Genomic DNA, 24643 nt, shown 5'->3' with positions numbered 1-24643 from the left:
GCGCTGGCCGACAAGCGGGCGCAACAACGTAAATGAAAACCCCTGCTGGGATCCGCCCAGTAGAGAACGACAGTCCAGGAGGACAATCAAGTGGCGAAGGCGAAGTTCGAGCGGACCAAGCCGCACGTGAACATCGGCACCATCGGTCACGTCGACCACGGCAAGACCACCCTGACCGCGGCGATCACCAAGGTGCTGCACGACAAGTACCCGGAGCTGAACAAGAGCTTCGCGTTCGACCAGATCGACAAGGCTCCTGAGGAGAAGGCGCGCGGTATCACGATCAACATCTCGCATGTTGAGTACGAGACCGAGAAGCGTCACTACGCTCACGTCGACGCCCCGGGTCACGCCGACTACATCAAGAACATGATCACCGGTGCGGCTCAGATGGACGGCGCGATCCTCGTGGTTGCCGCCACCGACGGTCCGATGCCGCAGACCCGCGAGCACGTGCTGCTGGCCCGCCAGGTCGGTGTGCCCTACATCCTCGTCGCCCTGAACAAGGCCGACATGGTCGACGACGACGAGATCATCGAGCTCGTCGAGATGGAGGTCCGCGAACTGCTGGCCGCCCAGGACTTCGACGAGGAAGCTCCGGTCGTCAAGGTTTCGGCTCTCAAGGCTCTCGAGGGTGACCCCGAGTGGGCCAAGTCGGTCGAGGAGCTCATGGCTGCCGTCGACGAGTCGATCCCGGATCCGGTTCGCGAGACCGAGAAGCCGTTCCTCATGCCCGTCGAGGACGTCTTCACCATCACCGGCCGCGGCACCGTGGTCACCGGTCGTGTGGAGCGCGGCGAGGTCAACGTGAACGAGGAAGTCGAGATCGTCGGCATCCGCGAGAAGAGCACCAAGACCACCGTCACCGGTATCGAGATGTTCCACAAGCTCCTCGATTCCGCACAGGCAGGCGACAACGCCGGTCTGCTGCTCCGCGGCCTCAAGCGTGAGGACGTCGAGCGCGGTCAGGTCATCGTGAAGCCGGGCACCACGACCCCGCACACCGAGTTCGAGGGCCAGGCATACATCCTGTCCAAGGACGAGGGCGGCCGTCACACCCCGTTCTTCAACAACTACCGTCCGCAGTTCTACTTCCGTACCACGGACGTGACCGGCGTCGTCACCCTCCCCGAGGGCACCGAGATGGTCATGCCGGGCGACAACACCGAGATGAGCGTCAAGCTCATCCAGCCGGTCGCCATGGACGAGGGCCTGCGCTTCGCCATCCGCGAGGGTGGCCGCACCGTTGGTGCGGGTCGAGTCACCAAGATCACCAAGTGATTCTTGCTTTGACGCACTGACTCACTGAGTCGAAAGGCGCCCCAGCCGCGAAAGCGGTTGGGGCGCCTTTGTCATTCCGGGAGGTCTGCCGGTCGCGTCGTCGAGAGCAACGCCCTGCAGCCTATTGCCCTGCTCAGCGGGCTGCTGGCGACTACAGTGCCCGCATGACGATGTTCGGCGAATCGGGGGCGGGGCCCCAGGCCTCGGCGCCTCTCCTGCGTGCGGTGGGCAGCTTCCTGTTCGTCATGCTGTGCGGGATAGTCGGGCCGCTCTTTCTCGTCTGCTACTTCCTCTTCGACCTCCCGGGCACCGAATGGATGCTGTGGACCGGCATCGGGATCACTCTGCTCGATGTCCTGTTCGGTATCGGCGTCGCCACGGTGACGTACACCGGCGGAGTCCGTTCCGAGCAGCTCCGTGCCACCGGCGTCCGGGGTGTCGCCGAGGTGACATCGGTCGAGCAGACCGGCGTCGAGATCAACAACCAGCCGCTCATGTCATTGGGACTGCGGATCTCCGCACCGGGTCTGGTGCCCTTCGAGGTGAACACCCGAAAGGTGGTCCCGATCTTCCGGCAGCCGGCGTTGTATCAGCGCAGGCTGGTCGTGCTGGTCGACCCCGTCAACCAGAGTTTCGAGATCGACTGGGACGCAACGCAATCGATGGTCGGTCCGGTTCCGTCGCCCGGGATGGCAACGAGTGGGTCCCGTACGGTCGCCGACCGACTGTCGTCTCTGGACGACCTGCATCAAAGCGGTGCGCTCACCGATGACGAGTACCGACGTGCCCGTGAACGGATAGTCGGGCAACTCTGAACCGGGCATATCCCGAGTGTGACGCGGTCCGCCCGGGAGCCTTTCGTAGGCTCGTCTCCATGCGTGTGCTCAGTCGACGTGCCGAACCCGACCTGGCGGTCCGGGTGGCCGGTGAACCCGACCGTGGCGTACCGGTGGTGCTCGTCCACGGGATGGCGTCGGATCACTCGACCTGGCGGCCGCTCGCCGCGTCGTTGCGTCGGCAGGGTCGCGGTGTGATCAGCGTCGACCTGCGCGGTCACGGCCGCAGCGGTCGGCCGGAGGGCCCGTATCGGCTCGACGACTTCCGCGACGACCTCGTCTACGTGCTCGACAACCTCGGTATCCACGTGGCCGACGTTGTCGGCCATTCACTCGGTGCCCACACCGCGCTGCGTCTGGCGATGTACGAACCGTCCCGCGTGCGTCGGATGGTCCTCGAGGAGGTCCCGCCGATGCCGCGGGACGAGGCAGATCTGTCCGAGGGCATCGCCATGAAGGCGACGCTCGGTGAGCAGATCCGCGGTTTCGTCGCGCTCGCACGCAACCCGTGGCCGGTCATCCGATTCGACGGCCGGATGGGCGACGAGATCGTCGCCGAGTTCGACGTCTGCGCCCCGGAGTGGTGGTCGGAGCTTCCTCGGGTCACTGCCTCGACCATGGTCATCTCGGGCGGCGAGCGCAGCTTCCTGCCGCCCCACCATCTACGGACCGTCAGCGAGGCCCTGCCCGACTCACGCTTCGTCACCCTCGACGCCGGGCACAGCGTGCACCGCGACCGCGGTGCGGAGTTCATCCAGCACGTCGAGGCGTTCCTGGGGCGTTAGGCCGCGGGCTTGTTGTGCAACGGTCGCGGATCGATGCCGACCTTCTGCCACGCCTCGTAGGCCCAGGGGACGTAGAGGTACTTGAGCGGGAGCCGGTTGACCAGCGGGTTGATCGCGCGCATGAATGCGGCGAAGCGCTGGAAGTTCCTCTCCTTCTTGTCGTTCCACTCCAGGTCGCAGACATCGCGCATCTGCTGGGGGAGCGTCCCCACGATGACCGTGCGGATGAACGCGTTGAGCGGAGCCGACAGGACCTTCCAGACCGGGGCCGGGATCTTCTTCGGCCGTGGCAGTCCCTGACGGATGTAGCCGGTCGCGTAGACGATCGTCTTGTGGGGGACGAAGCGGTTGAGCATGTCATCCCAGTAGGCGACGAACTCCTCGTACGTCTGGGGCTGACCGCGGTCACTCACGCCGTAGAGCTGGTACCAGACCTTGCTTTCCTCGAAGATCTGTACCTTCTCGGCGTAGCTGAGGCGGCGGATGAACGTGTCGGTGATGTAGAGGACCTGGTCGACGAAGGTCGCGTGGGCCCAGTAGAAGAGCTCCGGGTTCAACGCGTGATAGCGCGAGCCGTCGCTGATGGTGCCCTTGATGTCGCGATGGAAGTCGCGCACCGTGCGGCCCCACTTCTCGGGTTCGGTGCTGTACACGGTCTTCATCACCGGCGGCCCGGTGCGCTTGGCGCGGCCGAGGAAGTCGCTGAAGATCACCGAGTGGTCGAGGACGGCCTGCCCGAGCTGCTCGATGCAGTTCTCGGTGCCGGCCAGGCGCTGGAAGCCGAGGATGCCCCGCGAGTCGCCGTAGAACTTCCACACGAGTGAGTCGGCTCCGAGCCGCGGCCGCACGATCTCGCCGGCGGTGTCCGGGGTGTCGTCGACGATCATCGGTTCCGCCTCGCGGATACCGGCATCGAATCCCTGGTTGACTGACATGAGAGCGAGGGTAGCGGACTTGGAACAAACTGAAAAGGTTGTTCCATCGAATTCACACAACCCTCGTTCAAAGTCGACGCGAGTGACGCAGGAGGAAGCGATGACAGGCGAGTGGGAGATCCCGGACGTGGAGGACCTGCTCGCGGCGGCCGTGGTGGTCCGCCTTCCGATGAGGACCAGGTTTCGCGGGCTGACCTCCCGCGAGACGATGGTCTTCGCCGGCCCGGCCGGTTGGGGCGAGTTCGGTCCGTTCGTCGAATACGACGACGCGGAGGCGTCCGCCTGGCTACGCGCAGGCATCGAGGCCGCCTACCTCGGTCCGCCGCCCGCGGTCCGGGACACCGTGCCGGTCAACGCGACGGTGCCCGCGATCCCGGCCTACGAGGTGGCGGACCTGTTGAAGCGGTATCCCGGCGCGGGGACCGCGAAGGTGAAGGTCGCCGAACCGGGGCAGACCCTCGACGACGACGTCGCGCGGGTCGCGGCGACGCGTGAGGTGATCGGGCGGGTGCGGGTCGACGCCAACGGCGGCTGGTCGGTGGGCGAGGCGATCTCCGCCCTGCGCGCGATCGGCGACGTCGAGTACGCCGAACAGCCCTGCCGCACGGTCGAAGAACTGGCGCAGGTGCGGCGTGCGGTCGACGTTCCGATCGCTGCCGATGAATCCATCCGCAAGGCCGACGACCCTTTGCGCGTGGTGGCGGCGGATGCGGCCGATGTCGCGGTCGTCAAGGTTGCGCCCCTCGGGGGGATGCGAGCCACGCTCGAACTGGCCGACACCCTCGGCCTCAAGGTCGTGGTCTCGAGCGCCCTCGATTCTGCGGTCGGTATCGCGGCGGGGGTCGCCGCGGCCGCGGCACTGCCTCGACTCGACCTCGCGTGCGGACTCGGCACCGGTTCGCTCTTCACTGCCGACGTCGCACCGTCGTTCCTGATGCGCGACGGCGTCGTCGAACCGCGGTGGATCGGGCCCGGTACCGAAGTCGACGCCGCTGCCCATGCCGCCCCGGAGGACCGGAAGCAGTGGTGGGTGGATCGGCTGCGTCGGTGTCATCGCCTGCTCGCCGAGGGATGAGTTAGGAACGCTTTTCCCAAATCGTCTCAATATGGTCTAGTATGCGATGTGGATCACATTGCGTAGGACTCCGTTCGGAAGGAGACGGTCATGGCATCGGTACTGGCAACCCCGCCGGCGGGTAGCGACCTCCAGGCCATTCCGTGCTCCGACCGCAACAGCTTCCTCGAGATCATGTCGATGCGGCGTGACCCGTTCGCCTTCGCCGACCGTCGCCGGGCGCAGTACGGCAGCGTCTCCGGACTGAACGCCTTCGGCGTGCAGATGGTCATGACCGGGAACCCGCGCGCCGCCCAGGAACTCCTGATGAACAAGGACCGGGCCTTCGCCAACGGCCCGGCGTGGAGCTACTTCATCGGCCCCTTCTTCAACCGCGGCGTCATGCTCCTCGACTTCGACGAGCACCGTCATCATCGGCAGATCCTGCAGCAGGCGTTCAGCACCACTGCGCTCAAGGGTTACATGCAGGAGATGCAGCCGATGATCGCCGAGCGCGTCGCGGAGTTCCCGGTCGGTTCGGTGAAGCTGTTCGAGCAGTTCAAGGCGCTCACCCTCGACCTCGCGCTCGAGGTCTTCCTCGGGTTGAACCTGCCCCGGGACGAGGCCGACCGGATCAACAAGGCATTCATCGACACCGTCCGCGCAGGCGTTGCCTACGTGCGCAAACCCCTGCCCGGTGGACGCTGGTGGAAGGGCCTGCGTTCACGCAAGGTCCTCGAGGAGTTCTTCTACGCCAACATCGCGGCCAAGCGCGCGCGGGAGACGCCGGATCTCTTCTCGGTCCTGTGCCGCGCGGAAAGCGATGAGGGGCACAGCTTCTCCGACGAGGACGTGGTCAACCACATGATCTTCGTGCTCATGGCCGCGCACGACACCTCGACCATCACGATGACCCAGATGGCCTACAACATGGCCAAGCATCCCGAGTGGCAGGACCGCGCCCGCGCCGAGTCCCTCGAACTCGGACCGGAACTCGGCTACGACGCTCTCGCCGGCATGACGGCCCTGGATCTGGTGATGAAGGAGTCGCTCCGACTGTGCCCGCCGGTCCCGGCGCAGCCCCGTATGGCGGTCAAGGACACCTCGATCGAGGGCTTCTACGTCCCCGAGGGCACCATCGTCACCACGTCATCCCTGTCCAGTCATCGGGATCCCGAGTTCTTCACCAACCCTGACATGTTCGACCCGGAGAGGTTCGGTCCCGAACGCGCCGAGGACAAGACCCACCGCTTCGCCTGGATGCCATTTGGTGGTGGCGTTCACAAATGTATCGGCCTGTATTTTGGCCAGATGGAGATCAAGACGATCATGCACCACCTGCTCCGCGGGTACGAGTGGTCGGTTCCGGCCGACTACGTCCTGCCCATGGACTACAGCGCGCTGCCCGTGCCCAAGGACAAGCTCCCCGTGACCCTCCGGCGTCGGTGAGTCGCGTGTCGGACAATCTCGTGAAGGACACCGTGAACAGCGCTGCAAAGGGGAAGGGCGTTCGCTCGTCCAACCGCAAGGTGCGCAACACCGCCAGCCCGGCCGACCAGGAGGCCGCGATCCTCGCCGCCGCGGGCTCGGAGTTCGCCGAGGTCGGGGTGCGGCGCGCCAACATCGACGAGGTCGCGGCCCGTGCGGGCGTCAGCCGCAGCACGCTCTACCGCCGCTTCCCGAACAAGGAGGCCCTCCTCTACGCCGTCGCCAACGACGCCTACGAGCGGGGCATGAAGAAACTCGAGGAATCGGTCAAGGGGATGGGCCCCAAGGACGCCCTGGTCGAGGCCTTCGCGGTGGGCGCCGAGCTGGTCAAGTCCGATCCGTTACTGAGCCGGATCGTCCTCACCGACTCCGAGATCAAGAGCGTCACCGCGAAGATGACGTCGCTGTTCATCGACATGGTCACCGATCGGGTCGCCGCCACCCTGCGCGACGAGGGTGCGCAGATGCCGGTGGAGGACCTGCTCGAGGCCGTCGAGATCCATGTGCGACTGGTGATCTCGCTCCTGGAGACCCCGCCGTCGGACCCGGCCCGTACCGATCCGCAACAGGCCCGTGCGTTCGCCACGAAATTCCTCGCCCCGATGATCTGGTGATCAGCACGTGACTTTCGACGGCCCGTGGCGCCGTCACTCGCTTTCGATTCAACGACAACCACCCGAGGGGAACCAATGAGCCTGCGCGACAAGCTGTCCCGGAAGCCCGATCACGACGCCATCCGAACGGCGCTGAAGGACAAGGTCGTCGTGGTGACCGGTGGTGCACGCGGAATCGGATTCGAGACCGCGACGCAGCTGTTCCAGGCGGGTGCGAAGGTCGCCATCGGTGATGTCGACGGCGAGGCGGTGGGCAAGGCCGCCGCCGACCTCGGCATCGAGGGCGTCGAGGTCGACGTCACCAAGCGGGAGTCCTTCGACGCCTTCCTCTCCGAGGTCGAATCCCGGCTCGGACCGATCGACGTCCTCGTCAACAACGCCGGCATCATGCCGGTCGGTCCGTTCCTGTCCTACGACGACACGATCATCCGACGCACCTACGACATCGACGTCCTCGGTGTCATCATCGGCTGCCAGGAAGCCGCCCGCCGGATGGCCCCGCGTCGCACCGGCCACATCGTCAACATCGCGTCGACGGCCGGCCGTATCCCGACCCCGGGTCTGACCATCTACAACGGTGCCAAGGCCGCGGTGATCGAGTTCTCCGAGGCCCTCGGCGCGGAGCTGGAGCCGGAGGGCGTCACCGTCAGCGCCGTTCTCCCGACCTTCACCCGTACCGCCCTGATCTCCGGCCTGCAGACCAACAGGTTCATCCAGACCGTCGCGCCCGAGGAGGTCGCGGCGATCGTGGTCGAGACCATCGCCCGCCCGGTGACCCGGGTGTACGCCCCGCGGTCCATGCGCTGGGCCGACTCCAGTCCGCTGTTCCCGCAGGCGATGAAGCGGTTCACCCGCAAGCTCACCAAGCTGGATTCGATCTTCCTGCGTCCCGACCAGGAGGCGCGCGCAGCCTATGCGAGTCGCATCCGCGGGGAGAAGATCGAGGACAAGCCGAACACGCGCCTGTCGTCGTAGAGGAGAGCGTGTCGTTGAGGGGGCAGGCGCGGCCGGGTGCCGCGGAGATCGCCGCGGAGCGCAGCGCCCGGCGTGATCTGCGCGAGGCACTCGAGGAGTTGCACGCGCGCGAGGTCGACGCCGGCCTACGACGGCGGGTGCCGCGGCGCCGGTGGATTCTGGCGACGCTGGTGGCGGTCGTAGCCGTGGTCCTGGCCGGTATCGCGGTCATGGCGTGGTCCGACACGCGGAATGCCCCCACCGACGACGACTTTGAGCGCGCGGCCGCCGACCGCGTGGCCGTGCTGATCGCACCGGACCACCGCGATCCGAGTCGCGCGCGCAAGATCCTTGCCGGTGCCACCGGTACCTTCTACGACGAATTCGCCCAATCCGCCGACAGTTACAGCGCTTTCGTACAGGCCAACGGGTCCGTGTCGAGGTCCTCGGTGGACGGTACCGGGGTCTCCGCCCGTGACGGTGACAGCGCCACGGTTCTCGTCGCGGCGACCGTCGTGTTCGACGCCGCCGGAGACACCGGGGAAGAGCAGGTCCGCCGGTTCCGGCTTCGTGTGCTCGTGACCCCGGACGACGGTGCACTGAAACTCGGGGCGGTGCAATACCTTCCATGACCACATCCGGATACATTTCGGTACGCGTCGGGGCCCTCCGGCTGCTGGTGGCGTCGCTGGTGCTGGCCGCAGCGCTCGTCGCCGTGGGATTCGCGTGGCGTGTACACGCGGCGGGCGATGCGCTCGAGCAGAGCCGCGAACAACTGCGTGAACGCGCCGGAACGATCGTCGCCGACGTCTTCTCAGTGGATTCCTCGCGGTGGCAACAGGATCGGACACGGGCCCGGGCGCTCGTCGCCCGAGACTTCCTCGACAGCTATGGTGCACAGCTCACCCGGCCGCCGGAGCAGGGGACGGCGTCCGTGGTGTGGCGGCCCGAGGTCGTCAGCGTGGTCGACGCCGATAGCACCGAGGGGCAGGCACTCCTCCGGGTGACGGTGACCGTCCGGTCCGACGCCCCCGCCCGGACCGGCGCCGCTACGACGACGGCCCGCCGGTCGGTGCTGGCCCGCTTCATCCGTGCCGACGACGAGTGGCTCCTCGCCGCGGCCGATGTGGTCGGTTGATGGCGATGACCGATGCTGCGAGAACCGATTCCGCCACAGCCGACTCTGTGACCACCACGCGAGTGCAGCTCGCCCGGGATCGGGTCGATGAGGCTCGAAGGGACGCTCGCGCGACCCGGATCGCCGCCGCACCCGCTCTCCGGGCGCGTGCCGTGCGACGCACTCGACTTCTACGCACAGTCCTCATTGGCACGGCGGTCGCCGTCGCGATCCTCGTGGCCGTGGGTGCGGTCCTGGGATGGCAGATCCGGGGACAGCGGGCCGAGGTGGATCGCCAGACCGAGGTGCTCGATTCCGCGCGGGCGGGGGTCGCGGCCATGCTGACCGCCGACCCGGCCGACCCGGTCGGTTTCGTGGACGGCGTACTCGCGGTGAGCACCAGCGCGCAGCGCGACCGCATCGAGAGCGCGCGTGACGCACTGATCACCGAGGTGCGTACGCAGGCGGGACGCAGTGTCGGGCAGGTGGTCTCGGCCGGGCTGGTGACCGATCCGGCGTCGAACGATGCGGGCACCACCGTGGATGTACTCGTCGTCGCGGACGCCACCAATCCGCTGCTGCTCGGTTCCGAAGGAACGGCCGAGGAGGCCGCGGCCGTCGACACGACCGCCGAACGGATCACCGCGCTGATCACCATGGAAAGCACCGGTGACGGTTGGAAGATCGCGGGGGCGCGTCAGCCGTGAGTGACCTCCTGGAACCGCGCCCCACTCGCCGGCAACGTCGCCGTCTCGCCGTCCTGACCGCCGTCACGGTCACGGCGCTCGTCGTCGCGGTGGTCGCGTGGATCGGGGTCCTGCGATCGGACCCGGAGCCCGGAGAGGACGAGCGCGCCGCGGTCTTGTCCGCGGCGGGCGGGGCGGTCGCCGCCCTCATGACGTTCGGGCCGGACGACCCACCCGACCAGCGTCGACGAACGGACGCATTGCTCGCCGATCCGTTGCGACTCGAGTACCGCAATCGCGGCGTCGACGTGGTGGTCCCGGGGGCGCGGGCCGCCTCGGTGTCGATGGTCGGACGAGTCGTCGGTGCCGGTCTGAACGACAGTTCCGCCGAACGTGCGAGGGTCCTCGTGTTCGTGGACCAGACGGTGTCTGTCGGGGACGGTGAAAAATCCACGGGCTCTGGGGAAGCGGCCGACGCGGAGGGTGAGGCGACCCCTACCGCGAGGTGGGCACTTATGCGTAAGGTCGACGGGAATTGGCTGTTGTCCGACCTGCAACCGGTCGGAGACGTGACCCGCTGAGGCGCCGACGCCGGGATGTCATCAGGCATCCCGAGGCGAACGGTGAGCGCGGGGTGAGAGGGGACGGAAGATGAGTGGATCAGGCGCGGGCGTCGTGATCGTCGGGGCGGGCCTGGGCGGGATCAGGGTTGCGGAGAACCTGCGCAACAACGGGTTCGCCGATCCGATCACCCTGGTGGGCGCCGAGGACCATCCGCCCTATGATCGTCCGCCACTGTCGAAGTCGGTGCTCCTGGGCAAGGACGATCGCGTCGACCTCAAACCGGCGGAGTTCTACGCCGAATCCGACATCACCCTGCGTCTGGGCTCCGCGGTGACCTCCGTGTCGCCGGCGGACAGGACCGTCACCCTGGCGTCCGGCGACACGCTCGCCTACGACACCCTGGTGCTGGCCACCGGTCTCGATCCGCGGCCGTTCCCGGGCCTCGCCGACGCCGTCGCGGGGGTGCACATGATCCGCACCTACGACGACGCGATCGCGCTGCGCGAGGAGATCGATTCCGCCTCGACCGCCGTGGTCATCGGCGCCGGTTTCATCGGCTGCGAGGTGGCCGCGAGCCTCACCTCGCGCGGGTTGAGCGTCAGCCTCGTCGAGCCCGCACCCACCCCGCTGGCGGTTGCGCTCGGCGAGGAGATCGGGAAGCTGGTCTCGCGGCTCCACACCGACAACGGCGTGGATCTGCGCACCGGGGTCGGTGTGGCCGAGATCGCCGTCACCGACGGTGCGAGCGGGCCGAAGGTCAACGCGGTGAAGCTCGCCGACGGCACCGAACTCCCCGCCGACCTCGTGGTCGTCGGCATCGGTTCCACGCCCGTCACCGGCTACCTGGATGGCTCCGGGATCGAATTGGCGCCGCGCGAGGCGGGCGGCGGGATCGCCTGCGATGCAACCGGACACACCAGCGCCGAGAACGTCTACGCCCTCGGCGACGTCGCCAACTGGCGCGACGACGACGGCACCCCGCAGCGCGTCGAACACTGGAATCACACGGTCGATCAGGCCTCCGTCGTCGCGCACCAGATCACCGGCGGCGACGCCGTGACCGCGGCGGTCTCGTACTTCTGGAGCGACCAGTTCGACGTCAAGATCCAGGTGCTCGGTGCACCTCGCGCCGACGACACCGTGCACATCGTCTCCGACGACGGCAAGAAGTTCGTGGCCTACTACAGCCGGGACGGCATCCTCACCGGCGTCGTCGGCGCGGGCAAGGTCGGTGCGGTGATGAAGACACGGCCGAAACTGCAGACGCCGACCCCCATCGCCGACCTGCTCTAGCACCGGTGGGTGCCGAGCTGACGGCTGCGGCGGTGCGCGCGGCCGCTGCCGAGATCGCCGACCCGCAGCGTGCCGACGACCTCGCCAGGTTCTTCCAGGTCCGCCCAGGCGGTTACGGCGAGGGCGACGAGTTCATCGGCCTACGTGTGCCGCAGCAACGGGCGATCGCCAAACGCTTCCGCGGTATCGACACCGATGAAGTTGGCGCGCTGTTGGATTCGCCGGTCCACGAACATCGGCTCATCGCCCTGTTTCTGCTCCGGGGTGAGTTCGAGCGCACCCTGAAGCCGAGGTCGGAGCCGGATTGGGACGAGGCCGGGCGGTGGGTCGAGCTGTACCTCGACGCGGTGCGCCGAGGGCGGGTGAACAACTGGGATCTCGTGGACTCGTCGGCCGACTCGGTCCTGGGCGAGTTCTGCAGACTCCGCGGTGGGATGGAGGTGATCCTCTCCCACGCGGCCGACGAGGATCTCTGGCGCCGTCGGGTAGGAGTCATCGCGACCTTCGCCCACATCAAGAACGGCGATGCATCAGCACTTCTCGCCGTGGCTCCACTCGTCCGCGACGATCGTCGAGACCTCATCCAGAAGGCTTTCGGGTGGATGCTCAGGGAGACGGGCAAGCGCGTCGACGAGCAGGTACTCCTGACGTACCTCGAGGAGAACGCCGCCCGGATGGGCCGCACCGCACTGAGTTACGCGCTCGAGCACCGGACTTCGGAGGAGCGCGCGTACTACCGCGCGCTGAGGTGAGTCAACCCTCGCGGGCCACGCGAATGGCCGCCCAGATCATCGGGAACTGCAACGGCAGACGTGCCAGGGCGACTATCCGGTAGGGCAGCGGCTTGCCCCACCAGAGCCGCACCATGTTGACGTTGGCGGGATAGACGGCGAGGAACAACAGAGCCGACAACGCTCCGGAGAGCCTGCGGGTCCGCGGGACGAGAAGTCCGGCGCCCAGGCCGATCTCGGCGGCCCCGGACAGGTAGGTCAGCGTCCGCGGATCGCCGGGGATCTCCTCCGGAATGATCTCGTCGAACGGTTTGGGTGCGACGAAATGGAGCACGCCGATGCCGAGGAGCATCACCGCCAGACCGCGTGCGAGCTGGAGCGGGTTCAGCCGAGACTTCATGGTGATCACGTCGTCGTGCTCCTTCGGGTTGTTCGCCGACGGTCTGTCAGAAACCGATCTGTCAGAACTCGATCTTGAGCGAGTCCGAGGTCGGGTGGGCCTGGCAACCCAGGATGTACCCGTCCTCGATGTCCTCGGGGTCGAGCGCGCCGGCGTTGTCCATGTCGACGGTGCCCTCGGTGAGTGTGCAGGCGCACGAACCGCATTCACCCTCCTGACACGAGTACGGGGCGTCGAGCCCGGCGGCCAGCATCACGTCGATGAGTGTCCGCTTACGCGGCCAGGTCAGCGTGTGGGTCTCTCCGTCGAGTTCGACCTCGACCGTGGCGGCGGATGCTTGGTCCTCTTCGCTGACCTCCTCGAGTTCGACGTCGGCGAACGGGTCGCCGGACAGCGAGTTGTACACCTCGGTGTGGACGTTGTGGTGCGGAAAATTCGCTTGGGACAACGCTTTGTGGACGGCGTCCATGAAGGGGCCGGGGCCGCACATGTAGGCGGTGTGGGTGGTCGAGTACGGCGCGAACACCGACGCCAGAGCTGCTGCGCTGGGCAGTCCCTGGAGGCTCTCCAGCCAGTGGATGACGGTGAGCCGGTCGGCGTGCGCGTGGAGCAGGTCGCGTAGCTCGGCGGCGAAGATCACGTCGCTCTCGGTGCGGTTCGCGTAGAAGAAGACGATCGGTGCGCTGCTCTTCTTCAGCGCCGCCTTGAGGATCGACATCACCGGGGTCACGCCACTGCCGGCGGCGATCAGGAGCAGCGGGTCGTCATAGGACTTGGGGGTGAAGACACCCGACGGCGGCAGCACCTCGACCTGGGAGCCGGGGGCCAGGTTGTCGCAGACCCAGTTGGACCCGTATCCGTCGACGGTGCGCTTGACGGTCACCTTGGGGCGAGCGTCGGTGTACGGCGACGATGCCAGCGAGTAGCAGCGCGCGACCGAGCCGGTCTGCTCGCTCGGGATGCGCAGGGTGAGGAACTGGCCCGGCTTGTAGTCGGTGAAAGCGGACGACGACGTCTCGGGGACCTCGAATGCGATGGACTTGGCATCGGACGTCTCATCGATCACCTCGGCCACCGTGAGGATCACGCTTCGTGAGCCGTGGGGGGTCAGGTCAGACATGTGGCAGCTCTCCGACGTCGAGGACCGGGGCGAACCGGGCCGAATTAGAACACGTTCTACTTCAGGATAGCCCAATCGGTGGGCGCGCCACGAGGCCCTGTCGGGGCCGACGTGGTCGCGGTGCCGATCATGGCACGCGCGTCAGCGCTGCGACACCGTTCGCGACGGTCCGCGCGCCGTCGGTGATCAGTTGCTCGAGGTCGGCGTCGGGGTCGGCCAGCCATTGCTCGTAGGCGGCCAGCGCGGCGCCCAGGCACAACCACCCGATGGTCTGGGGAAGGTGATCGCTCTCGTCCAGGCCGAGCCGGGCCGCGCAGAACTCGGCGATGACGTGCCGCCAGTCGGCGTACATGATCATCGAATGTGCCTGGAGCGCCGGGACTCCCAGCAACAGGGACATCCGCCGGCGGTGGTTCTCGAGCTCCTCCGGAGGCACCCGGTTGAACACGACCAGAGCATCCACCAGGGCATCGGCCATGGGGATGTCGGTGGGGATCTGGGCGAGGAGTCCGCGTAGCTCGCCGAGATGGTCGTCGAACTCACCCCACGGGATCTCGTTCTTCGACGAGTAGTACCGGAACAGCGTGCGGCGCGCGATTCCGGCGGCCTCGGCGATGTCGTCGACGCTGGTCTCCTCGAAACCCCGGGTGGTGAACAGGCCGATCGCGAGTGCGCTGATCCGGGCGCGCGACGAGATCGGGCGTCGTCCGGGTGCGGCCCGTCCAGGGCTCGCGTCCTGCGGTGTTGTCGGAGTCATCGAGACCTCACCATATGGGATGCGCTCTCGCGCAGCGGAAGGAATGTGCCCGAATCACCTGTCCGAACGGGCAGTTTTGCTCTAGCGGTGGAAATCTGCACTGAGTGCCACTATAGTCCTTCGTGATCCGAGTCACTAAGAAGATCAGGAGGTATGGATCATGGCCGACCAGTCCGCCGTAACCGCTGCAAATTCGAACGAGACCGAACTCATCGCCGAGTCGCTCGTCGAAGAGGTGTCGATCGATGGGATGTGCGGGGTCTACTGATGTCAGCCCCGACATCGAATCCGACCTCCGGCGACCGTTCTGCGGTCGCCGGGGTCCGGTTCGACACCCCAGCCCCCGATGCCCCCGTCGGCTTCGACACGTTCGCCGCATGGGAGCTCAACCCGAAGGTGGCGCTGCGCCCCGAACCGTTCGGCGCTCTGCTGTACCACTTCGGTACCCGCAAGCTCTCGTTCCTCAAGAACCTCACCGTGGTCGGGATCGTCTCGTCGCTCGCCGATCACGACTCCGCCGAGGCGGCCCTCCTCGCTGCGGGCGTCACGCCCGCACAACGGCCCCTGTACGTGCAGGCGCTCACGGCGCTGGCCGACAGCGCGATGATCACGCCCCGCGCGGCCTGACCGACCACCACCGCCGATCGACAGCCCCGATCGGTACCCCCGCTTCCGCTCCGACCCTAGGACCGACACGATGACGACCATCGAGATGCCGCCCACCGCAGCCGAACTCGTGACCTCCCAGCGGGCGAGCGCGCCCGCCGACCAGGTGCCCAAGGTCGGCCGCCTCGTCGATCAGTTCGAGCGCGGCCTCGACGCGCCGATCTGCCTGACGTGGGAACTCACCTACGCCTGCAACCTGGCATGCGTGCACTGCCTGTCCTCGTCGGGCAAGCGTGACCCGCGCGAGCTGTCGACCGAACAGTGCAAGGCGATCATCGACGAGCTGCAGCGCATGCAGGTCTTCTACGTGAACATCGGCGGCGGTGAGCCGACCGTGCGCCCCGACTTCTGGGAGCTCGTCGACTACGCCACCAGCCATCAGGTGGGAGTCAAGTTCTCCACCAACGGTTTGCGCATCGACAAGAAGGTCGCCGCACGCCTGGCCGCGTCGGACTACGTCGACGTCCAGATCTCCCTCGACGGCGCGACGGCGGAGGTCAACGACGCCGTGCGCGGCCCGGGTTCCTTCGACATGGCGGTCCGGGCACTCGAGAACCTGGCCGAGGCCGGCTTCAAGGACGCCAAGATCAGCGTCGTGATGACGCGGCAGAACGTCGCGCAGCTCGACGAGTTCAAGGCGTTGGCCGATCGGTACGACGCCACCCTGCGCATCACCCGCCTGCGTCCGTCGGGCCGTGGCGCCGATGTGTGGGACGACCTGCACCCGCTGCCCGAGCAGCAGCGTGAACTCTACGATTGGCTTGTCGCACATGGTGATCGCGTGCTGACCGGAGACTCGTTCTTCCACCTGTCGGCGTTCGGTGGGGACTCCGGTGGCGGTCTGCCCGGCCTCAACCTCTGCGGTGCGGGGCGCGTCGTGTGCCTCATCGACCCGGTCGGCGACGTGTACGCCTGCCCGTTCGCGATCCACGAGAATTTCCTCGCCGGGAACATCCTCTCGGACGGTGGGTTCCAGGAGATCTGGCAGCGTTCGGATCTGTTCACCGAACTGCGTGAACCGCAGAACGCCGGTGCCTGCACCAAGTGTGCGCATTTCGACGCCTGCCGCGGTGGCTGCATGGCCGCCAAGTTCTTCACCGGTCTGCCGCTGGCCGGACCGGATCCCGAGTGCGTGCAGGGTTACGGCGAAGAGCTGCTCGCCGGCGAACGCACCAAACCGACGGCGAACAAGGATCATTCGCGCGGAACCCCGCTGACGCTGATGACCCGTCGACCCGACGGGGACCTCACCCCGATCGGTCGGCCCACCAAGTCCTGTGATGAGAACCCGCTCGCCGGGTTCACCCCTGCTGCGCGGTAATCCGCCCGCGGCCCAACAGTGTCGAGTCCTCCCCGGGGTACACGGGTACCCCGGGCGATGGCACGCATCCGAGAAGTGAGTGAGTAGGAGAAATGGCTCTCAACCCCTGGGCGAAAAACCCCTGGTTCGAAACGGTGACCGAGGCCCAGCGTCGGGCGAAGAAGCGACTGCCGAAGTCGGTCTACTCGTCGCTGGTCGCCGGCACGCAGGCCGGTGTGACCGTCGACGACAACGTGCAGGCCTTCAACGAACTCGGCTGGGCGCCACACGTTGTCGGCGCACAACCGGAGCGTGAGATGACCACCTCGGTGATGGGGCAGGAGCTGTCCTTCCCGGTGATGATCTCGCCGACCGGTGTCCAGGCCGTCGACCCCGAGGGCGAGGTCGCCGTCGCGCGTGCCGCGGCAGCGCGTGGTACCGCAATGGGCCTGTCGAGCTTCGCCTCGCACGCCGTCGAAGAGGTCACCGCCGTCAATGACAAGGTGTTCTTCCAGATCTACTGGCTCGGCAGCCGCGAGGACATCCTCCGCCGCGCCGAGCGCGCACGGGCCGCCGGCGCAAAGGGTCTCATCGTCACGACCGACTGGGTGTTCAACGTCGGCCGCGACTGGGGCAGCCCGGAGATCCCCGAGAAGGTGAACCTGAAGGCGCTCGTGCGTCTCGGCCCGGAGATCGCGGTCAAGCCGCGGTACGCGCTGGACTGGGTCAAGGGCGGCAAGGTCATCATCCCGGACCTCACCGCGCCGAACCTCACCCCGCAGGGTGTTCCCGGCCCGACCTTCTTCGGCGCCTACGGCGAGTGGATGGGCACCCCGCCGCCCACCTGGGAGGACCTGCAGTGGCTGCGTGAGCAGTGGGGCGGACCGTTCATGGTCAAGGGCATCACCCGTCTCGACGACGCCAAGCGCGCCGTCGACATCGGCGCGACGGCGATCTCGGTGTCCAACCACGGCGGCAACAACCTCGACGGCACCCCGGCGACGATCCGCCTCCTGCCCGACATCGCCGATGCGGTCGGCAACGACATCGAGGTCCTGCTCGACGGCGGTATCCGCCGCGGCAGCGACGTCGCCAAGGCCCTGGCCCTCGGCGCCCGCGCCGTGATGATCGGCCGCGCCTACCTGTGGGGTCTCGCCGCCAACGGCCAGGCGGGCGTCGAGAACGTCCTCGATCTCATGCGTATGGGACTCGACGGCGCGCTGATGGGCCTGGGGCACAAGAGCGTCAACGACCTCTCGGCCGACGATCTGATCATCCCGGACGACTTCAAGCGGTCCTTCGGCCACGTCTGATCCGAACAAGCACGCACCCCCGCCCGCCGCCGGAGATCCGGTCGGCGGGCGGAGGTGTCCCGGTCCCCGTTCTCGAGCAGAACCCGCGCGAAACGGTGCCCGCGACAGAACTAGAACGTGTTACAGTTCTGCCATGGGACAGTTCGACGGCAAGGTCGTCTACATCACCGGCATCGCCCGTGGTCAGGGCCGTAATCACGCGGTCCGGTTCGCCCGTGAGGGCGCCGCGATCGTGGGTCTCGACATCGCGGGTCCGATCATCGACCACGCAACCTACCCGCCCGCCACGGCCGAGGATCTCGAAGAGACGATCCGGCTCGTCGAGGGCGTGGGCGGCAAGATCCTTGCGCGGCAGGGTGATACGCGGGACCTCGCGTTCCAGCAGCAGCTGGTCGCAGACGCGGTCGAGCAGTTCGGCCGGCTCGATCACGTCATCGCCAACGCCGGCGTGCTCACCTGGGGGTCGGTCTGGGAACTGACCGAGGAGCAGTTCACCGACGTCGTCGACATCAACCTCGTCGGCGCCTGGAAAACGCTCAAGGCCACGGTTCCCGCGATGCTCGAGGCCGGCAACGGCGGCTCGATCACCATCATCAGCTCGGTCGCCGGACTGAAGGCGATGCCGATGCAGGCGTCGTATTCGGCGTCCAAGCATGGCCTCGTCGGCCTGGCGCAGACCGCGGCCAAAGAACTCGGTCATCACCGGATCCGCGTCAACAGCGTGCACCCCTACGCGGTCGACACCCCGATGGGAGTCGCCGACACCGAAGCCCATCGACTGTTCGAAAAGCCGTGGGTCACTCCGCATTTCGTGTCGATGCTGGATTACCACCCGGTCGCGGCGTGCGACGAGATCTCCGACGCCGTCCTGTACCTGTCCTCCGACAGCGCCAAGGGCATCACCGGTGCCGAGTTCCAGATCGACATGGGGCACTCGAAAGTGTGACCCCTGCTCCCTGAGGTGCGAGCGCAGTGGTTGTTCTCGCTCCCTGAGGTGCAAGCGCAGCGAGCCACGAAGGGCTGGTGAGGAATTCTCGCCAGGCCTTCGTGGCTCGTCGCTTTCGCTCCTCGCGGCTCAGGCAGCAGAGGGGAGTGCTTGTCGGATCAGGCCCAGAGGGTCTTCGGATCGACGGCCTCGGTCGAGGGTCCGGCCGGGGTCTCCGGCTGGGTGCGCGAGAAGCGCGGAGCGACCTGCGCCTGGGTGACACCGTCGATGTCGACCAGGTTGGCCCGCGCGGCCATGTGGGGATCGGCGGGTGCCTCGGCGAAGGTCAGCACCGGCGAGGTGCAGGCGTCGGTGCCGTCGAAGACCTTGGCCCACTCGTCGCGGGTGCGCGACTTGAAGGTCTCGGTGAAGATCTCCTTCAGCTTGCCCCAGTTCGCGATGTCGTTCTGTGCCGGCAGGTCGGCGTCGGCCAGGCCCAGGCCCTTGAGCAGCTCGGCGTAGAACTGCGGCTCGATGGCGCCGACGGCCATGTACTTGCCGTCCGAGGTCTCGTAGACCTCGTAGTAGGGGGCGCCGGTGTCGAGCATGTTGGTGCCGCGGGTGTCGCTCCACAGGCCGGTGCCGCGGAACGCCCACATCATCTGTCCCAGAACGGAAGCGCCGTCAACCATGGCGGCGTCGACGACCTGTCCCTTGCCGGAGATGCCGCGCTCGAGCAGAGCGGCGAGCACGCCCACGACGAGGAACATCGATCCGCCGCCGAAGTCGCCGGCGAGGTTGAGCGGCGGCACCGGACGATCGTCCTTGCGGCCGATTGCGTGGAGCAGGCCGGTCAGCGAGATGTAGTTGATGTCGTGGCCGGCGAGGTTGGCGCGGGGGCCGTCCTGTCCCCAGCCGGTCATACGGCCGTACACGAGGCCGGGATTGACCTCGGTGAGGTCATCGGGGCCGAAACCGAGACGTTCCATGACGCCGGGACGGAAACCCTCGATGATGACGTCAGCCTTGGCGACGAGATCGAGGATCGTCGCGCGATCGGTCTCGTCCTTCAGGTTGGCCTCGACAACGCGACGGCCGCGCAGCAGCGCGTCGGCGTTCACGCCGGGCTTGGGGAGCGTGCCGGGACGCTGGACACGGACCACATCGGCGCCGAGGTCGGCGAGCAACATGGCCGCGTGGGGTCCCGGGCCGATACCTGCGAACTCGATGACCCGGATGGAGCTGAGTGGGCCGGGTTTACCGCTGTTGTGGGGTGTCGTACTGCTCATGTGTCGTCCTCCGGTCGTTGTACCGCCACTGTGTCAGGCGTCACGTGTCACGCAATAGCATTCCATAACCGATCGAACGCTCGTCAATGTGGTCGGCACGACGTTTTCGGCCCGTTTTTCTCGTTGTTTTTGGGCCGAGGGGCAGAAGCTTGGGAGCACGATGGCTAGCATTGGTCAGATGACAGGACCGTCGACGCTGGGGCAGTGCAGCTGGCCGGACCTCGATGGAAAGGTGATCACTCTCGTGGTACCTCTCGGTTCTGTCGAGCAGCACGGTCCGCACCTGCCTCTGGACACCGATACGCGAATCGCCACGGCGGTCGCCGACGTCGTCTGCGAGCGCCTCGGGGATTCCGACATCCTCCGTGCGCCCGACCTCAATTACGGCGCGAGTGGCGAACACGAGGGTTTTGCCGGGACGATCTCCATCGGTCACGACGCACTGCGCGGGATGCTCATCGAGTACGGCCGCAGTGCCTGCCGGTGGGCGCGGCGCATCGTGTTCGTGAACGGGCACGGCGGCAACACGCGGACCCTGATCGACGCGGTGACCCGCCTTCGGTACGAGGGGCGGGATGCCGCCTGGTTCCCGTGCGCCTTCCCGGGCGCGGACGCACATGCCGGTTTCACGGAAACCTCGGTGCTGCTTCATGTCTCGCCGTCATCGGTCGACACGTCACGGGCGGTCGCGGGTAATCGTGAGCCGGTCGGCGCACTCCTCGGTGCCATGCGTGAGGGTGGGGTCGGGGCGGTCAGCCCCAACGGCGTCCTGGGTGATCCCACCGAGGCCTCCGCAGACGAGGGCCGGCGCCTGGTTGCCGAGGTGACCGATCGCCTCGGTGCGGCGCTCGTCTCCTGGGAGGTCGACGACCTGGGGCGACTCGGATGACCGCGCTCGACGATTCGGCCCCGCGTGGCAGTGGTTCGGCCCAGGGCATCAGTGGCGACGACGCGACCGAGGGCAGGGACGTGACCGACAGGAACCCGGCCGACGAGGACACGCTCGGCAACGAGGCCATCACCGACGGCGAAACCGTTGGTGCTCGGACTGTTTCGGATGACGACCCGGGTGACGATGCCGACACCGCGGACGCAGCGTCCCCGGAGAACCGCACCGACCTCCCGGATGGCTTCCAGGTCCAGATCGACCTGCGGTCCGCGCGCGGCGGTGACCTGCGATACCTCGTCGGTGGCTCGCCGACGCGGCTGATGCGCATGTCCGACACCGCGCTGGGGATGACCTCGGACGACGGTCGAATCGAGGTGTGCGACAACGTGACCCGTCGTCTCGCGCGCGCTCTCCTGGACGCCGGGGTCGCCAACCCGCGTCCGATGTTCGGTCCGAAGCCCGCCGACGTCACCGTGGTGATCCCGGTCATGGACAATCAGGCCGGCGTCGACCGCCTCCTCGATGCACTCGACGGTCTGACCGTCGTGGTCGTCGACGACGGATCCGGCGTCCCGATCGTCGCAGACCGACCGGGCGTGAGTGTCATCCGATTCGACGAGAACCGTGGCCCCGCTGCGGCCCGGAACGCGGGAGCAGCCGCTGCCACCACGGATTTCGTGGCCTTCCTCGATTCCGACGTCGTGCCCGACCCGGACTGGCTGACGGTTCTGCTCACCCACTTCTCCGACCCCACGGTGGGGATCGTGGCCCCGCGGATCGTCGGACTCCGGTCCGCCGACCGGTCGTCCTCATTGGCCGAGCGCTACGAGAACGGCTGGTCGTCGCTGGACATGGGTCCCGAGGAGTCCGCGGTCCTGCCGTCCACCCGGGTCCCCTACGTTCCCAGTGCGGCAATTGTCGTGCGGCGCAGTGCATTCTGCGGATTCGACGAGTCGCTCCGGGTCGCCGAGGACGTGGACGCATGCTGGCGCATGCACGCTGCAGGGTGGCGTATACGGTACGACCCGGTCGCGCGGGTGGCACACGACCATCGCACCGACATGCGGTCGGTGCTGTCCCGGCGATGCTTCTACGGGACCGGAGCAGCCCACCTCGCCGCACGCCACGGAAACCGTGCCGCCCCGCTGGTGATGTCGGTGCCGATGGCCGCGGCCGTCGCCGCCCTACTGACCCGCACCCGCTTCGGCGCCGCGCTGGCGATGCTCATCCTGACCCATCTCGCGACCCGGCTTCGTAAGCGGCTGGGCGACCTGCCGTCGGCGCCGCTCGTCTCGGCACAACTCACCGGCCGGGCCGCGGGATTCGGGCTGCTGCAGGCGGCTGATGCGATCTGCCGGCACTACTGGCCGGTGGCCCTGCTGCTGGCCCTCGTGTCGAGACGGTTCCGAACCCTCGCGATCCAGGTGGCGATCGTCGAGGGGGTGGTGTCCTGGTTCCGGGACCTCCTCGCCGACCCGACGACCCCGCCGACCCTGGGGCCGTTCCGCTACCTGATGATGCGCCGCCTCGACGACCTCGCCTATGGCGCAGGTCTGTGGCAGGGCGTCATCACCCACCGAGACGCGGAGGCATTGCGCCCGGTCATCTCCCGATGACGTTGCCCGCAATGCGCACCCGATCCCTCATGTCATGAGCGTGGTGTCATGAGCGCAGATGTGATGAGTGCCGACGTCGTCATAGTCGGTGCGGGGAGCGCCGGTTGTGTCCTCGCGGAGAAGCTGTCGCGGGCACCCGGGCGGCACGTCGTGCTGCTCGAGCGCGGACCCGGGCGCTGGCCGGGCCCGGAGGAGCGAGACCTCCGACGTCTCCCCATCGGCGATCACGCGCCCTACGCGGTCCGGCACACCACCGATCTCGACGGCCTCACCGCCGCGCGGGGGTGTGCGATCGGGGGCTCCTCCGCGGTCAACGGCGGATACTTCCTGCGCTGGCATCCGGAGGACTTCGCGGACTGGCCGGACAGCTGGGGCCTCGACGCGATCGACGCCGCCTACTCCGAGCTCGACGGGGGTGGGGGTGGGGGCACGATGAGTGTCTCACCGGTGTCCGACGACGAACTCGGCGACGCCGGAAGGGCTTTCGAACGGTACTGGTCGGCGCGGACGGCGGTTCGGTCGCTTCGTGACCGCTGGCCGGTGGTCGGCGTGAACCGGGTGCTCGGCAACCGGTCCGGGATGTTGCGCCGGACCGCCGCCGAGGCCTACCTCGATCAGGCCCTCGACCGGCCCAATCTCCGCGTCGTCCCAGACTGTGAGGTCCGACGGCTCGAGGTCGCCGGCCGGCGCCGTGTCACCGGGGTACATACCGAACGATTCACCGTCAGAGCCGGCGAGGTGGTCCTCGCCGGCGGCACACTGGGCACCGCGCAGCTCCTGCTCGCCTCGGACCTCGAGTCGCTCGGCGGGGCCGCATTCCTCGCCGCCGGTGAACACCGCGGACTGGCCGTTTCCTACCGCCGAAAGGAACCGGCCGAGCCCGGCATGGTGCTGCCGACGGTGTTGCACACCGATGACGGTCTCGAGATCCGTTGCTATCGCGATGATTTCGCAACCTACATCGACGGTCTCCCGCGCAGCGGGTCGATGGTCGAGGTGACCGCGATGCACCGGTCGCCGGTGCGGTTGGTCGCCGGCGACGAACGTGTCCGTCTCGAGTTCGGAGAGCCGTCGGCGGAGGCCGCCGCCGCGATGCGGGCGGGCGCCGACGAGGTGGTGGAGATGCTGCACTCGTCCGAGTTCGCCGGCATCGTCGTGCCGGACAGCGTCTCGGTGGCCGCGGTGCCGGGGTTCTCGCAGCACGCTTGGGGCACCATGCCGATGGGTGTGCGCACCGACGCACTCGGTGCGGTCCATGGAACCGAGGGCTTGCGGATCGTCGACGGGTCGATCCTGCCGACAGGAGGCCGCAGCGGGCCGCACGCCACGATCATGATGGTGGCCGTCCACATCGGCAACCGATTGTCGGACACGGGGTGAGCGAGGAACTGTTCGTCTACCCGCGGGACCGTTTCCTTCCCGCGGTGTCTGTTTCCTTCCCGCGGGTGCTGTCCGATAAGCGGGAAGGAATCGGCCACGCGGAAACATCTACTACCCGAAGTCGTCGCCGGCTACTGGAACCGAGAACGTCCGGGTCGGGAACACCTAGGCTGAACACATGTCTGGAACGTCGCTGTCGGATCCCGCGGTCCGGGAATTCCTGGCCTCCGGTACCAAGACCGGCCACCTCGGATACACCGCCGCCGATGGCAGGCCCCTGGTGGTCCCGGTCTGGTTCGTCGTTGACGGCGACCGACTGGCGTTCAACACCGGTGAGGCAACCGCGAAAGGACGTGCGCTACAGCGTGATCAGCGTGTGACGATGTCGATCGACCTGCCGGAACCGCCGTACGGGTTCGTCCAGGTGCAGGGCCGCGCGGTGGTGACCGAGGACCTCGACGAGGTGCGCCGGATCGCCACGATGTGCGGCGCGCGATACATGGGTGCCGACCGGGCTGAGGAGTTCGGCGCGCGCAACGGGGTACCGGGTGAACTGGGCGTCTGGATCGAACCGAGCAAGGTCGTCGTGAGTCTCGATGTCACCGCCTGAGCGGTCGGCACCCCGAACACCGTTGCGGCGGCGTGCCTGG

27 protein-coding genes are annotated in these 24643 nt (G+C 67.5%); 22 read left to right on the top strand and 5 right to left on the bottom strand.

Annotated features, from left to right (window positions below):
- Positions 1-90 precede the first annotated feature (90 nt).
- From tuf to GONAM_RS07245, 3 genes are all read left to right on the top strand, one after another.
- A complete protein-coding gene (gene tuf / locus GONAM_RS07255; protein ID WP_005199938.1) occupies positions 91-1281 on the top strand; it encodes an elongation factor Tu in 1191 nt (396 codons plus the stop codon).
- Between the two features lie 164 nt (positions 1282-1445).
- Positions 1446-2096 carry an SHOCT domain-containing protein gene (locus GONAM_RS07250; protein ID WP_174310862.1) on the top strand — a complete coding sequence of 217 codons (651 nt, stop codon included), beginning with the start codon at positions 1446-1448 and terminating at the stop codon, positions 2094-2096.
- Positions 2097-2155: 59 nt separating this feature from the next.
- Positions 2156-2902: an alpha/beta fold hydrolase gene (locus GONAM_RS07245; protein WP_006866107.1), complete on the top strand. Its 747-nt coding sequence runs from the start codon at positions 2156-2158 to the stop codon at positions 2900-2902.
- On the opposite strand, the gene GONAM_RS07240 is transcribed toward GONAM_RS07245, so the two are convergent.
- Complete coding sequence (locus GONAM_RS07240) at positions 2899-3837, bottom strand: oxygenase MpaB family protein (protein WP_006866106.1); 939 nt, start codon at positions 3835-3837, stop codon at positions 2899-2901. The genes GONAM_RS07245 and GONAM_RS07240 overlap by 4 nt on opposite strands.
- A 100-nt stretch (positions 3838-3937) precedes the next feature.
- Between GONAM_RS07240 and GONAM_RS07235 the strand changes: the two genes are divergently transcribed.
- From GONAM_RS07235 to GONAM_RS07190, 10 genes are all read left to right on the top strand, one after another.
- Complete coding sequence (locus tag GONAM_RS07235; protein WP_006866105.1) at positions 3938-4912, top strand: o-succinylbenzoate synthase; 975 nt, start codon at positions 3938-3940, stop codon at positions 4910-4912.
- 90 nt (positions 4913-5002) lie between these two features.
- Entirely contained in the window at positions 5003-6340 is a 1338-nt protein-coding gene (locus GONAM_RS07230; RefSeq protein ID WP_006866104.1) for a cytochrome P450, read from the top strand.
- Positions 6341-6345: 5 nt separating this feature from the next.
- Positions 6346-6993, top strand: coding sequence for a TetR/AcrR family transcriptional regulator (locus tag GONAM_RS07225; protein ID WP_006866103.1), 648 nt, complete (start codon positions 6346-6348; stop codon positions 6991-6993).
- A 75-nt stretch (positions 6994-7068) separates the two neighbouring features.
- Positions 7069-7968, top strand: a complete 900-nt coding sequence (locus GONAM_RS07220; protein ID WP_006866102.1) for an SDR family oxidoreductase — start codon at positions 7069-7071, stop codon at positions 7966-7968.
- A gap of 8 nt (positions 7969-7976) precedes the next feature.
- Positions 7977-8579, top strand: a complete 603-nt coding sequence (locus GONAM_RS07215; protein ID WP_006866101.1) for an Rv1363c family protein — start codon at positions 7977-7979, stop codon at positions 8577-8579.
- Positions 8576-9085 carry a hypothetical protein gene (locus tag GONAM_RS07210; protein ID WP_006866100.1) on the top strand — a complete coding sequence of 170 codons (510 nt, stop codon included), beginning with the start codon at positions 8576-8578 and terminating at the stop codon, positions 9083-9085. The genes GONAM_RS07215 and GONAM_RS07210 overlap by 4 nt, the downstream gene beginning before the upstream one ends.
- A complete protein-coding gene (locus GONAM_RS07205) occupies positions 9085-9771 on the top strand; it encodes a hypothetical protein (RefSeq protein ID WP_006866099.1) in 687 nt (228 codons plus the stop codon). Before GONAM_RS07210 ends, GONAM_RS07205 begins: the two co-directional genes overlap by 1 nt.
- A complete protein-coding gene (locus GONAM_RS07200) occupies positions 9768-10331 on the top strand; it encodes a hypothetical protein (RefSeq protein WP_006866098.1) in 564 nt (187 codons plus the stop codon). The genes GONAM_RS07205 and GONAM_RS07200 overlap by 4 nt, the downstream gene beginning before the upstream one ends.
- Before the next feature lie 70 nt (positions 10332-10401).
- The gene (locus tag GONAM_RS07195; protein WP_006866097.1) at positions 10402-11607 is read left to right on the top strand and encodes an NAD(P)/FAD-dependent oxidoreductase; all 1206 of its coding nucleotides are present in this window, start codon (positions 10402-10404) and stop codon (positions 11605-11607) included.
- Between the two features lie 5 nt (positions 11608-11612).
- Positions 11613-12359 (top strand): DNA alkylation repair protein, encoded by a 747-nt coding sequence (locus tag GONAM_RS07190; protein WP_006866096.1) that lies wholly within the window; start codon positions 11613-11615, stop codon positions 12357-12359.
- 1 nt (position 12360) lies between these two features.
- Here GONAM_RS07190 and GONAM_RS07185 read toward each other — a convergent pair whose 3' ends face one another.
- From GONAM_RS07185 to mftR, 3 genes are all read right to left on the bottom strand, one after another.
- Positions 12361-12738 (bottom strand): DoxX family protein, encoded by a 378-nt coding sequence (locus GONAM_RS07185; protein ID WP_040535741.1) that lies wholly within the window; start codon positions 12736-12738, stop codon positions 12361-12363.
- Between the two features lie 61 nt (positions 12739-12799).
- Positions 12800-13858, bottom strand: coding sequence for a ferredoxin--NADP reductase (locus GONAM_RS07180; RefSeq protein ID WP_006866094.1), 1059 nt, complete (start codon positions 13856-13858; stop codon positions 12800-12802).
- A 127-nt stretch (positions 13859-13985) separates the two neighbouring features.
- Positions 13986-14615, bottom strand: coding sequence for a mycofactocin system transcriptional regulator MftR (mftR, locus tag GONAM_RS07175; protein ID WP_006866093.1), 630 nt, complete (start codon positions 14613-14615; stop codon positions 13986-13988).
- Between the two features lie 160 nt (positions 14616-14775).
- Here mftR and mftA point away from each other — a divergent pair, with 160 nt between their 5' ends.
- The 5 genes from mftA (at position 14776) to GONAM_RS07150 (ending at position 18840) form a co-directional block, all read left to right on the top strand.
- A complete protein-coding gene (mftA, locus tag GONAM_RS07170) occupies positions 14776-14883 on the top strand; it encodes a mycofactocin precursor MftA (RefSeq protein ID WP_035753529.1) in 108 nt (35 codons plus the stop codon).
- Positions 14883-15242 (top strand): mycofactocin biosynthesis chaperone MftB, encoded by a 360-nt coding sequence (mftB, locus tag GONAM_RS07165; RefSeq protein ID WP_006866092.1) that lies wholly within the window; start codon positions 14883-14885, stop codon positions 15240-15242. The genes mftA and mftB overlap by 1 nt, the downstream gene beginning before the upstream one ends.
- A 70-nt stretch (positions 15243-15312) precedes the next feature.
- A complete protein-coding gene (mftC, locus tag GONAM_RS07160) occupies positions 15313-16602 on the top strand; it encodes a mycofactocin radical SAM maturase (protein ID WP_006866091.1) in 1290 nt (429 codons plus the stop codon).
- Between the two features lie 92 nt (positions 16603-16694).
- On the top strand, positions 16695-17894 hold the full coding sequence (gene mftD, locus GONAM_RS07155; RefSeq protein WP_006866090.1) for a pre-mycofactocin synthase MftD: 1200 nt from the start codon (positions 16695-16697) through the stop codon (positions 17892-17894).
- Positions 17895-18027: 133 nt separating this feature from the next.
- Entirely contained in the window at positions 18028-18840 is an 813-nt protein-coding gene (locus tag GONAM_RS07150) for a mycofactocin-coupled SDR family oxidoreductase (protein ID WP_006866089.1), read from the top strand.
- A 158-nt stretch (positions 18841-18998) separates the two neighbouring features.
- Here GONAM_RS07150 and GONAM_RS07145 read toward each other — a convergent pair whose 3' ends face one another.
- A complete protein-coding gene (locus GONAM_RS07145; RefSeq protein ID WP_006866088.1) occupies positions 18999-20108 on the bottom strand; it encodes a CaiB/BaiF CoA transferase family protein in 1110 nt (369 codons plus the stop codon).
- A 178-nt stretch (positions 20109-20286) separates the two neighbouring features.
- On the opposite strand from GONAM_RS07145, the gene mftE reads away from it, so the two are divergent.
- From mftE to GONAM_RS07125, 4 genes are all read left to right on the top strand, one after another.
- Complete coding sequence (gene mftE / locus GONAM_RS07140) at positions 20287-20997, top strand: mycofactocin biosynthesis peptidyl-dipeptidase MftE (protein WP_040535686.1); 711 nt, start codon at positions 20287-20289, stop codon at positions 20995-20997.
- Positions 20994-22613, top strand: coding sequence for a mycofactocin biosynthesis glycosyltransferase MftF (gene mftF, locus GONAM_RS07135; RefSeq protein ID WP_006866086.1), 1620 nt, complete (start codon positions 20994-20996; stop codon positions 22611-22613). Before mftE ends, mftF begins: the two co-directional genes overlap by 4 nt.
- Before the next feature lie 48 nt (positions 22614-22661).
- A complete protein-coding gene (gene mftG, locus GONAM_RS07130) occupies positions 22662-23993 on the top strand; it encodes a mycofactocin system GMC family oxidoreductase MftG (RefSeq protein ID WP_006866085.1) in 1332 nt (443 codons plus the stop codon).
- A gap of 178 nt (positions 23994-24171) precedes the next feature.
- Positions 24172-24603 (top strand): PPOX class F420-dependent oxidoreductase, encoded by a 432-nt coding sequence (locus GONAM_RS07125; protein WP_006866084.1) that lies wholly within the window; start codon positions 24172-24174, stop codon positions 24601-24603.
- Positions 24604-24643 lie beyond the last annotated feature (40 nt).

Origin of the sequence: Gordonia namibiensis NBRC 108229, from assembly GCF_000298235.1 — a bacterium.
Classification (GTDB): Bacteria; Actinomycetota; Actinomycetes; order Mycobacteriales; family Mycobacteriaceae; genus Gordonia; species Gordonia namibiensis.
Note: the sequence above shows the minus strand (reverse complement) of the source record. Positions and strands in the feature narration are given on the sequence as shown.